The following is a 12,350-nucleotide window of genomic DNA, read 5'->3' on the forward strand; positions in this document are numbered from 1 at the left end:
TTTCTTATGGGTTTAGTGGTTTAAATTTGAGCATTTGACCTTTCGCACCGGTAATTTTTTCCAGTTCTAGGAGTTGACGCTCAAGCTTACTTTTGGATACATCTGGACCAATAATGATCCGAGTAAAACCATTTTCTTGTTTGGTGTGAGCTTGATAACCGCGTTTTTGCAGATCGATCACCATATTTTTGGCGTTTTCAGCATTCTTTAAAGCCATCAATTGAATGATCCAAGCACTATCTTGATAGTCGTTTCTCTCGGTTGGCTCTTTTACCTTAATCGGTAAAGGCTTGCTTTCCGAAGTGGTACTCTGCTCAGTGACCTCAACTGGTGAGTCAGGCATCGCGATTTGATCTTCCACGGGGTCAAGAATCTGGAATTCTTCCATATCACTATCTAAGTCAGGCTTGATCGGAATGCTGGCAATCTCTTCTTTATAATGGGTCTTCTTTCCATCCAATACATCCGGAAGAACAATCACGCCGATTGCGACTAAAATAATCGTACCCACTAACCGACTTTGGAACTTGCTTGCCATTTATACTCCTTTGTTCTGCCAGTGTTCTAATACTTCACCAACGGTATGAAATGAACCGACAACCACTATCACATCATTCTCTTTGGCTTGTGCCATTGCCGCTTCAAATGCACTCACAGGATTGGTAAATTGCCCTACGTATTGTTCAAGGTGCCTACATAGCTCTTCAGCTTTTGCTGCTCTAGGACCACTTAATGAGGCAGGATACCAAGCACTACTGATAGGTTGTAACTGTTTTAATGTCGATTCTACATCTTTATCATGCAGCATACCCACAACCATATGGATAGTACGTTGCGCATATCGTTGTTGAAGCCGATCGGCCAGATATTGTGCAGAATGAGGATTGTGCGCCACATCTAAAATAATGGTTGGCGCATCGCTTATTTTCTGCATACGCCCAGCTAATGTTACATTCTTCAAACCGCTGACAATATTGACATAACTAAGATCCAACTCAGCACAACCTAGCGCCATGAGTGCTGTTGCCGCATTGGGTAGAGGTAAACTTGGTATAGGCAATTGCGTTAATTCAAATCGACCACTACGCCAATTCCAAGTCGTGTCAGACACCAATTCATAATTAAATTGAATCCCGACTTGGTGAAGCTGTGCACCAATATCATCGGCATGTGCCGCAACCGTAGCTGGTGGCTTTGGCTGACCACAAATAGCAGGCTTACCACTGCGGTAGATGCCCGCTTTTTCATAACCGATGACATTAATATCGTCGCCCAACCAATCAACATGATCAATTGCTAAGCTGGTGATAACAGAAACATCGTGATCAACCACATTCGTGGCATCTAATCGCCCACCAAGCCCTACTTCCAGCAAAACCACATCCACCTTTTCCGTCTGGAAAAGACGCAACGCAGCCAACGTACCAAATTCAAATAAACTTAGGCTGATTTCACCACGCAGCTCTTCAATAAAGGAAAAGCTCTGGGCATGTTTTTCGTCACTGAGTTCAAGACCGTTAATACGTACTCTTTCATTATAACGAATAAGGTGTGGGGAGCTGTAAACGCCAACACGATAGCCTGCATCAAGCAAGATCGCTTCCATGATCGCACATGTCGAGCCTTTGCCGTTGGTTCCGGCAACGGTAATAACAGTTGGGGCAGGTTTAGTGAGGTTTGCTTTTTGGGCAACCGCTTGAACGCGATCCAACCCAAGGTCGATAGCTGATGTGTGAATATTAGCTAAATAATCAAGCCACACCGCTAGGGAGGATGTGGCTTGAGGAATAAGGTTCTGAGTCATCTAACGTTTTTAACCATTAAGCAGTTAGTTTGTTAGTGCCTACTTTACCCTTTTTCGTTCGCTTCTGGTACAGAGTAATCAGCTTCAACAGGAGAATCGTTAACAGAAACCACTAACGGAGAGCTGTGATTCGTTAGTTTCGCAATTAATCCACCAACACGCTGACGCATTTCACGACGGTCAACGATCATATCGATAGCACCGTGCTCAAGTAAGAACTCACTGCGTTGGAAGCCTTCTGGCAAGTCTTCGCGAACCGTTTGCTCGATCACTCGACGACCTGCAAAACCGATCAAAGCTTTAGGTTCACCAATATTGATATCACCAAGCATTGCTAGGCTCGCTGAAACGCCACCCATCGTTGGATCGGTCATTACCGAAATAAACGGTAAACCTTTATCAGAGAGACGCTCAAGTGCTGCACTTGTTTTTGCCATTTGCATCAATGACATCAACGCTTCTTGCATGCGCGCGCCACCACTAGCAGAAAAACAGACCAAGCCGCAGTTGTTTTCAATCGCCGCATCGACAGCACGAACAAAGCGCGCTCCGACAACAGAGCCCATGGAACCACCCATGAAAGAAAACTCAAACGCACAAGCGACTAAAGGCATACCTAGTAATTCACCTTTCATCACAACAAGTGCATCTTTTTCACCACTGTTCTTTTGTGCTGAAGAGATACGCTCTTTGTAACGCTTTGAATCTTTAAATTTCAGTTTATCTTGAGGCTCAAGTTCCTCACCGATCTCAACACGATTACCTTCGTCAAGAAACGTTTCCAAACGACGACGCGCTTTCATCCGCATGTGATGATCACATTTAGGACAAACTTCTAAATTACGTTCAAGCTCTGCGTGGTAAAGGACTTGTTCACAAGAAGTACATTTAGTCCAAACACCTTCAGGAATCGATGCTTTACGTGAAGTTACAATGTTGCTTTTTTCTAAAATCTTTTCAAGCCAACTCATGGAAGACCTTTTATTCTTAACTCTCCCGCGTTATTGCGGGAAATACAAAATTGGGATTTATGCGTGAGGATTAGAACATATAAAATGCTGAGTGTAGACAAAAAACTGGTTGTACCTATTTTCTGACTCTTAATCTCACACACGCCACTGAATTTTTTGAGTAAGTTGCTCTTAATTAGTTCAAATTATCGGCTAAAAATAGAGGGCCGATCGTTTCTCTTGGTAGTCCAAATTCTTCTGGATAATCAACATCTACCAAATATAGACCTGCAGCTTTTGCGGTTGCTCCGGCCAGTCTTCTATCTTTTGCTTCCAACAACCACTTCATCCATTGAGGTTCCTGTTCACCACGCCCAACAGTGATCAAACTGCCTGTGATATTACGTACCATGTGATGCACAAAAGCATTCGCCTTAATATCGATCACCACATAATGGCCATGACGAGTCACATTTAAGTGCATGATATTTCGCCAAGGGCTTCGTGACTGGCAATGAACAGCCCTGAAAGACGTAAAATCATTTTCCCCCAGCAAGAACTGACCCGCTTGCTGCATCTTCTCAACATCTAAATCACCGTGGTAGTGACTAACACCAGAAGATAATATTGCTGGACGATACGCATGGTTATAGATGATATAACGGTAACGGCGAGCCGTGGCCGTAAACCTCGCATGGAAATCTTCAGAAACCTCTTTAGACCACCGAACGGCAATATCTTTTGGCAAATTAGCATTGACGCCCATTACCCAAGCCACCATTTTTCGATTCGCGCTAGTGTCAAAATGAACAACTTGTCCCGTACCATGAACACCAGCGTCCGTACGACCTGCGCACAATACTTCAATAGGGTGATTTGCGACAACTGCAAGTGCTTTTTCTAACTCTTCTTGGACACTCTTAACGTCGCGTTGTCGCTGCCAACCAAAGTATTGAGTACCATTATACTCGACACCTAAAGCGATTCTCATGATGCAATTCTCTTTAAAAATGGGGTTGGCAGTATAATAGTAATGACAACAAAATTCTAATCGATGCCAAAAGGCAGCATCAAGCTGCCTCCAAACTCACCTATACTCGACCATTGATGATATCAATCAAGGTCTTTGCTTCTCGGCGAATAACGTCATTACCATCAACAATCGCTTCTTCCAATAATTTTATTGCACCTTTTTCATCATTCATTTCGATGTATATTTTAGCTAAATCAAGTTTTCCAGACGCCTCGGAATCGCTATCGACATCGATATCACCGATATCTCCAATCACATCAGGGAATTCATTCAAGCCAACATCAAGCTTGAGAGCTTCATCTTCTGGACTAATCGCTCCTTGCTCGGCATCATCGACTTGTGCCATCAGCTCATCAATAGTCATGTACTGACTTTTCTTGGCATCAAAGTCATCTAACACATCCTGCATTGCCCAATTCTCTTCAAGAATTTCGGGCTCTTCCGTCTGAATATCCTGGTTCCAAACTTCACGCTCTTCTTCTGGAACGTCATCAGGAATTGAGGCTTGCTGATCAGGCGTTAAGTTAAAACCATTCCAATCTTCGCCACCCATTTCAAGCATGGCATCGATATTCATACCTGCACTGTCTATGGTCAGTGTGTCTAGTGGTTTCTCAAATGAAAATGGTGCTTGAGAGGAATCGTCTTCATTTAACCAATCGTTTAAAGCCTGTTCATCAAACTCATCTTTGGCAATCAGCTGCAATTGTTCACTGCTCGCCTCTTGATGACGATTATTATTTTCTGGTGCTTGAACTGGGGCATCAACCGATTCGGCTTCTAGTGAAGCGAGCACGTCTTCTTCAACCGGCTCTTGCTCATTAACCTTTTCTGGTTCGAATGAGGCTAACGCCTCTTCTTCGCTAAACTCAGGCTGTGACTCGTCATCAAGCGCTTCAAACGTTTCTTGCGCCACTGGCTCTGAACGTTCTTCGGCCAGCTCGGCATTCGCGTCAGCCAATGCGTCTTGCTCGGTGTATTCCGGCAGTTCCAGCTCATCAAGCGCTTCGTCCTGCTCTTGAACTGGGGCATCAATCGATTCGGCTTCTAGTGAAGCGAGCGCATCTTCTTCAACCGGCTCTTGCTCACTAACCTTTTCTGGTTCGAATGAGGCTAACGCCTCTTCTTCGCTGAACTCGGGCAGTGACTCATCATCAATCGCTTCAAACGTTTCTTGCGCCACTGGCTCTGAGCTTTCTTCGACCAGCTCGGCATTCGCGTCAGCCAATGCGTCTTGCTCGGTGTATTCCGGTAGTTCCAGCTCATCAAGCGCTTCGTCTTGCTCTTGAATTGGGGCATCAACCGATTCGGCTTCTAGTGAAGCGAGCACGTCTTCTTCAACCGGCTCTTGCTCATTAACCTTTTCTGGTTCGAATGAGGCTAACGCCTCTTCTTCGCTAAACTCAGGCAGTGACTCATCATCAAGCGCTTCAAACGTTTCTTGCGCCACTGGCTCTGAGCTTTCTTCGGCCAGCTCGGCATTCGCGTCAGCCAATGCGTCTTGCTCGGTATATTCCGGCAATTCCAGCTCATCAAGCGCTTCGTCCTGATCTTGAATTGGGGCATCAACCGATTCGGCTTCTAGTGAAGCGAGCACGTCTTCTTCAACCGACTCTTGCTCACTAACCTTTTTTGGTTCGAATGAGGCTAACGCCTCTTCTTCGCTGAACTCGGGCAGCGACTCGTCATCAAGCGCTTCAAACGTTTCTTGCGCCACTGGCTCTGAGCTTTCTTCGGCCAGCTCGGCATTCGCGTCAGCCAATGCGTCTTGCTCGGTATATTCCGGCAATTCCAGTTCATCAAGCGCTTCGTCCTGATCTTGAACTGGGGCATCAACCGATTCGGCTTCTAGTGAAGCGAGCACGTCTTCTTCAACCGACTCTTGCTCACTAACCTTTTCTGGTTCGAATGAGGCTAACGCCTCTTCTTCGCTGAACTCGGGCAGCGACTCGTCATCAATCGCTTCAAACGTTTCTTGCGCCACTGGCTCTGAACGTTCTTCGGCCAGCTCGGCATTCGCGTCAGAAAGCGGCTCTTGCTCAAGCTCCCAATCACCATCTTGCGGGATACCAAATTCATTAGCGACCGCTTCAGGAGCACCTACATTCTCATTGTTTGCGTCTACCAGCGATGGAGTATCGTTAGATGGCTGTTGATTATTCTGTTCTAAGTAATCGCTACCTTCGATTTCAGGGTTAAAATCAAAGTCATCATCGCTACCAACTTCCTCAGAAAAGTCGCGACTATCCTCCGCGGTGCTAAGTTCTATTTCTCCGTCATCAAGCAGTGGATCCTTGTCAGGAGCCACATTGAGCATGTCATCAATAAAAGTATTGCGGTTGAACTCAGCCTCTTCTATTTCAGGTTGCCCCCCGGTTAGCTCACTACTTACTTCAGTTTCCTGCGTACCTTCAACCTGCTGAGCATGCTGCTCAATTTCGAGCAACTCTTCGAACAATTCGGTGCCATCTTCAACGGCAATATCATCATTATCAGCTAACTCATCTAAGATCGCAGTTTCATCAATTTTAAGCGTTTCAGAACCATCATCATCTGACAGCAATTCATCCAATAAGTCGGTGCTTTCTTCATCAAGATTTAAATCAACATCTTCATCTTCTGATGATGTGTCGCCTAATAGTTCATCTAAGGTTTGAGCACTAGAAAAGTCTGGCTCATCAGTATCTTGCTGATTATTGTCAGCTTCAACAAGTTCGTCCAATAAGTCAGTACTTTGAGTGAGATCAGGTAAGCTCTCGTCTTCTTCCTCGTCGAGTAGCTCATCTAATAAATCAACACTATTACTATCAATTTGCGGTGAATCTTCTTCATTCAGTAATTCATCGAGCAGAGCTGTATCATCAATTGCGCTAGCTTCTAGTTGTTCGAGATCGGCCTCTGCCTCTATATTGGCAAATAAATCGTCTAACTCACTATCAGAAGCCAGCTCGGCATCTTTTATACCAAAGTCGGTATTAATTGGATCTGACTGCTCAGAGTCGAGGTTAAAATCATCGCCAGAGTCATCCAGTAAAGAGTCAAAATCAAAGTCATCGTGATCATCTTGTTCAGTACTGGCAAGCAGGTCATCCAACAAAGATTGATCCAACGTATCACTTTCAAGTTCTTCCGTTGCTCCATCCCCGTTGAGTAGCGCCTCAATATCTGCATCAGACATAGCATGTTCATCAGACAGATCAAATTCGCTCTCATCGGCAGAATCAACCGAGGCTTCATCAAGAGCGCGAGCCATTTCATCTAGACCAACGGCTTTTTCATCGCCACTAACACTGATGCCATTACTACTAGAGGTCAGCTCTTCTAAATCACCATCATCACCAATACTAGCGAATGGGTCTTCATCATCCTCACCTTCTAGATTGAAATCTAAATCGCTATCCTCTAGGTCAGCAAAGATGTCCGGTTCTTTATCAGCGTTAGGATCTGTCTCATCATCAAATGCAATATCATCACCAAACAGCTTTTCACTATCGTCTGATTCGCCAAATAAATCATCGTCTAACATCAAGTCATCGCCGATATCTTCGATGTTAGGGTCACCAACAGTAATCGGGGCAATATTTTCTTGAATTGGTGGCGTCACCTCTTGCTGAGCTTCCGTTTTAGAACGGCGTCCTAGTAACATAACCACAATCAGACCGATCAATAAACCAGGTATAATTGCTAAGGCCGCGACTAACCATGGATTTGAAAGCAACTGATCTAGAGCACTTGGAGCTAATTTTTGTGCTTCGGCTGCTTTTCTGCGCTCTTCATCGAGTAGTTTTTCAACTTCAGAGCGAATACGATTCTCATCACCCAATTCACCTTTTAGCTCATCAACCTCAGATTTCACATCCGCTAGCATCAAGCGCAGCTTATGATTTTTTTCTTCGAGAGCCATTAGCTCAGCATCTGAGCTTACAATTTGTGTTTCTAATGTTTTTATTGCTGGCGAAGTGACAGGGGTTTCAACTGCAGGTTTGACCGTTGGAGACTCCACTGCGGCCACAGCATTATTTGTTACTGGTGGTTTCACCGGTGTTACAGGTGCAGGCGGAGCTGCAACAACCGATGGCGAGCCAATATTATCCAACTTGGCTTGATGGGCCGCCATCACATTTACCGCATCTTGGGTCGATGAACTTCGGATTTGGGCAAGCGATGGAATTCGTAGATTACTTCCAGGCATCAAACTATGGATATTTTGATTTTCAAACGCTTGCGGATTTAGGCGATAGATAGCGAATAATGTTTGTTGAACCGTCACCGCGTTTGATGGACGTAAACGAGTCGCAATTGACCACAAAGTGTCACTTTCTAAAGTCGGTCCAAAAAACTTCGATGGTTGATTATCAGATTGTTGCAAGTTACGAGTTTGGGCTAGATTTTCTGAAAATTGAGGAGAAGACTGGATCTCGCCATTCGGCCCAATCAGGCGAATGCTCTCTGCACTAACGATAGAAATCTGAGTCACGGCAACGATTGCTATCGGCAATAGAAGACGCTGAATAATTTGACGCATATAAGGCTCAGCTATGTGCTTGGAAAAAAAATACGGTGATCTGTTAAATATATCGGATAACCGCAGCAAAACTATAGGACGTATGGTAAAAAATGTGTCACGACCACAATAATCGCAGGAATCTCACACATTTTACTGCTACCAAATGAGTCATAGCGGGCAAAACAACGAGAAGCTATCTGGGCACAAAAAGAAAAGGCCAGCATTTGCTGACCTTTATACTTCATGACTTGAAGTTACTCTGTATCGATTTTAGCCCACGTATCACGCAAACCAACCGTACGGTTGAAAACTAAAGCTTCTGCTGTGGAATCTTTAGAATCAACGCAGAAATACCCCATACGCTCAAACTGGAAACCTTGTTCTGCTTTTGCGTTGGCTAAACTTGGTTCAACAAAACCTGTGATACTAACGAGAGAATCCGGATTGATCGTTTCTGCAAAATTGTCAGCAGCGGCAGGGTTGGCTACTGTGAATAAACGATCGTACAGACGAATTTCCGCTGGCAATCCTTTATCTGCAGACACCCAGTGAATAACACCTTTCACTTTACGCCCATCGGCTGGGTTTTTTCCTAACGTATCTACGTCGTAGGTACAGTAGATAGTTGTAATATTACCTGCTTCATCTTTTTCAACACGCTCGGCCTTAATGACATAAGCGCCCCGTAAGCGAACTTCTTTACCTAGAACTAAACGCTTGTACTTTTTGTTGCCTTCTTCACGGAAGTCTTCGCGCTCGATCCACAGCTCACGGGTAAAGGGTACTTCGCGGTCACCCATTTCAGGTTTATTTGGGTGATTAGCAAGCGTCAATGTTTCCACTTTATCGGCATCAAAGTTTTCAACTACCACTTTGACGGGGTCAAGAACGGCCATTGCACGAGGTGCATTTTCATTCAAATCTTCACGAATACAAGACTCTAGAGAGCTAAATTCGATCATGTTTTCTTGTTTTGTCACACCAATACGTTTACAGAACTCACGAATTGACGCAGAAGTAAAACCGCGACGACGTAGTCCTGAAATGGTTGGCATACGCGGGTCATCCCACCCTGCAACCAATCTCTCGGTAACCAGCTGATTAAGCTTACGCTTAGACATCACTGTGTACTCAAGATTTAGACGGCTAAATTCATATTGATGAGGTCGACAGTCAATCGTAATGTTTTCTAGTACCCAATCGTATAAGCGGCGGTTATCTTGGAACTCTAGTGTACAGATAGAGTGTGTAATACCTTCCAGCGCATCAGAAATACAGTGAGTAAAATCGTACATTGGATAAATGCACCATTTATTACCTGTTTGGTGGTGCTCAGCAAAACGAACACGGTATAGAACGGGATCACGCATCACCATAAATGATGACGACATATCGATCTTCGCACGTAAACATGCCTTACCTTCTTCAAAGCCACCAGCGCGCATTTTTTCAAATAGTGCTAAATTCTCTTCAACACTGCGATCACGATATGGACTAAGTTTACCTGGTTGAGTCAACGTACCACGATATTCACGGATTTGCTCTGGGCTGAGTTCTTCAACATAAGCAAGGCCTTTTTGAATCAACTCAATAGCGTATTGGTAAAGTTGGTCGAAATAGTTTGAGGAATAACAAACATCGCCAGACCATTGGAAACCGAGCCAGCTAACATCTTCTTTAATTGACTCTACGTATTCAACATCTTCTTTCTCTGGGTTCGTATCATCAAAACGTAGATTACACTGTCCCAGATAGTCTTGAGCAATACCAAAGTTTAAGCAGATAGATTTCGCATGACCAATATGCAAATAGCCATTCGGTTCTGGCGGGAAACGAGTATGCACGCTTGTGTGTTTACCATCCGCTAAATCTTTATCAATGATTTGGCGAATAAAATTCGATGGACGAGCCTCAGCTTCACTCATCTGTAGCACCTCAAAATTATTAGTATTGTCAGAAAGTTTTTCTGTATGGGAAAGCAGTAATGCCGCAGAAACAGAAAGTTTGCCGCTAATGATCCACAATTATCTACTATTGCACAATAAAAAGTGGGGATTTCTTACGAATATTTCAATCATTCGCTTGTTCAAGCACCAGTTCATACCAATCGGGATAAATAGGTGATCAGATAATTACGCAGGAAAAATCGCTGAGAGCAAGGCATAGATTGCAGCTAGTTGACCTACCTACAAAATCTATAACGCCGCTATCAGCGATTTTAACCAGCAAGAATGACCAGATATTTATTCTGGTTGGTATCAACATGCGGCCTTATGCAAAATAGAGCAAGCGTTACAATAAAGATAAAGAAAAGCCCCCGTTAAATAACGAGGGCCTTAGTTATAATCAGAACAAGATTATTTAGTTAGGAAGTTGTACCGCTGACAAGTCTTCGTTTGCGCCGATAGACTTCATTTCACCAGCAACAATCTCAGCTAGAGGACCTAAAATAACTTGTAAGTTGTTAGTACCAAGCTTAACAACACCCATAGCACCTAACGCTTTTAGCTGTTTCTCATCAATGACACTCATATCGTTCACAGATAGACGTAGACGAGTGATACATGCATCGATATTGCTTAGGTTAGCGTGACCACCAAGTGCTTTAAGGTACTGCTTAGCCAGTTCAGAAGACTCTTTTGCACCAGATACTTGGTTAGCACTTTCTTCATCATCTTCACGGCCCGGAGTTTTTAGACCGAACTTAACAATAACAGTGCGGAATACTACGTAGTAGATAGCGAAGAATGCTAGACCTTGAGCAATCAACATGTACCAGTTAACCGCTAACGGGTTACGTGATGACAATACCATATCCACTAGACCTGCAGAGAAACCGAAGCCTGCAATCCACTGCATTGATGCGGCGATAAATACTGATACGCCCGTTAATACTGCGTGTAGCAAATATAGCGCTGGAGCTAGGAACATGAATGAGAATTCTAGCGGCTCTGTAACACCAGTGAAGAATGAAGCGAAACCTGCAGCAATCATGATAGACGCTACTTTTTCTTTATTCTTAGCAGTAGAAGTGTGGTAGATAGCTAGAGCTGCACCCGGTAGACCAAACATCATGATAGGGAAGAAACCTGCTTGGTACATACCAGTAACACCAGGAATACCAGTACCTTCAGCAATTGATTTCGCGCCACCTAGGAAGTTAGGGATATCATTAATACCAGCAACGTCAAACCAGAATACTGAGTTTAATGCATGGTGAAGGCCAACAGGAATCAATAGACGGTTGAAGAATGCGTAGATACCAGCACCCGCAGAACCTAGACCTTGAATTGATTCACCAAATGATACTAGACCGCCATATACATGTGGCCATACATACATAAGAACGAACGCAATAAAGATACCAGCAAACGACGTTAAAATAGGAACAAGACGCTTACCAGAGAAGAACGCAAGTGCTTTGTGTAATTCAACTGTAGAGAAACGGTTATAAATTTCAGCAGAGATAATACCAACGAGAATACCAACAAATTGGTTGTTGATTTTACCAAATGCGGCAGGAACAGCACTTGGATCAATGCCTTGAATTTGTGCAACAGCTCCTGGAGAAAGTAGTGTAGTAACAACCAAGAAGCCAACGAAGCCAGATAGTGCTGCCGCGCCGTCTTTGTCTTTCGACATACCGTACGCAACACCCACAGCAAACAACACAGACATATTGTCGATGATTGCCGCACCAGCTTTAATCAAGAATGCAGCTAAGGCACTGTTTGCACCCCAACCATTCGGGTCAATCCAGTAACCAATACCCATTAATATCGCGGCAGCTGGCAGTGTGGCAACGGGTACCATCAACGCCTTGCCTACTTTTTGAAAGTATCCAAGAATATTCACCTTAAGTTCCCCCTATAGGATTTTTTATTTGGTCGAGCCACTTATTTTGGTCGCTCAATTTAGTCAAACTTAGTTTATGTAATTAATTTTGCCCCGCAAATTAAAACCTTATCATTTGTGATCATAGTCACCACAAACCGTCAAATATCGAGGTTTTTGCTAGCGAGATCATAAAACTTATTTTACAATTAAAAAAAATGA

7 protein-coding genes are annotated in these 12,350 nt (G+C 43.9%); all 7 read right to left on the reverse strand.

Annotated features, from left to right (window positions below; translation table 11 throughout):
• Positions 1-4: 4 nt before the first annotated feature.
• Positions 5-538 (reverse strand): SPOR domain-containing protein, encoded by a 534-nt coding sequence (locus MCT08_RS11020; RefSeq protein WP_274678413.1) that lies wholly within the window; start codon positions 536-538, stop codon positions 5-7.
• Positions 539-1,804: a bifunctional tetrahydrofolate synthase/dihydrofolate synthase gene (gene folC, locus MCT08_RS11025; protein ID WP_274678414.1), complete on the reverse strand. Its 1,266-nt coding sequence runs from the start codon at positions 1,802-1,804 to the stop codon at positions 539-541.
• Positions 1,805-1,848: 44 nt separating this feature from the next.
• Positions 1,849-2,775, reverse strand: a complete 927-nt coding sequence (gene accD, locus MCT08_RS11030) for an acetyl-CoA carboxylase, carboxyltransferase subunit beta (protein ID WP_053310228.1) — start codon at positions 2,773-2,775, stop codon at positions 1,849-1,851.
• Between the two features lie 175 nt (positions 2,776-2,950).
• The gene (gene truA, locus MCT08_RS11035) at positions 2,951-3,745 is read right to left on the reverse strand and encodes a tRNA pseudouridine(38-40) synthase TruA (RefSeq protein ID WP_053310229.1); all 795 of its coding nucleotides are present in this window, start codon (positions 3,743-3,745) and stop codon (positions 2,951-2,953) included.
• A gap of 100 nt (positions 3,746-3,845) precedes the next feature.
• Positions 3,846-8,312, reverse strand: coding sequence for a FimV/HubP family polar landmark protein (locus tag MCT08_RS11040; RefSeq protein WP_274678416.1), 4,467 nt, complete (start codon positions 8,310-8,312; stop codon positions 3,846-3,848).
• Positions 8,313-8,548: 236 nt separating this feature from the next.
• Positions 8,549-10,219 (reverse strand): glutamine--tRNA ligase, encoded by a 1,671-nt coding sequence (gene glnS / locus MCT08_RS11045; RefSeq protein ID WP_274678677.1) that lies wholly within the window; start codon positions 10,217-10,219, stop codon positions 8,549-8,551.
• Positions 10,220-10,655: 436 nt separating this feature from the next.
• Positions 10,656-12,149, reverse strand: a complete 1,494-nt coding sequence (gene nagE, locus MCT08_RS11050; protein ID WP_168522891.1) for an N-acetylglucosamine-specific PTS transporter subunit IIBC — start codon at positions 12,147-12,149, stop codon at positions 10,656-10,658.
• Positions 12,150-12,350: the final 201 nt, after the last annotated feature.

This window comes from Vibrio aestuarianus, from assembly GCF_028858425.1.
Classification (GTDB): domain Bacteria; phylum Pseudomonadota; class Gammaproteobacteria; order Enterobacterales; family Vibrionaceae; genus Vibrio; species Vibrio aestuarianus.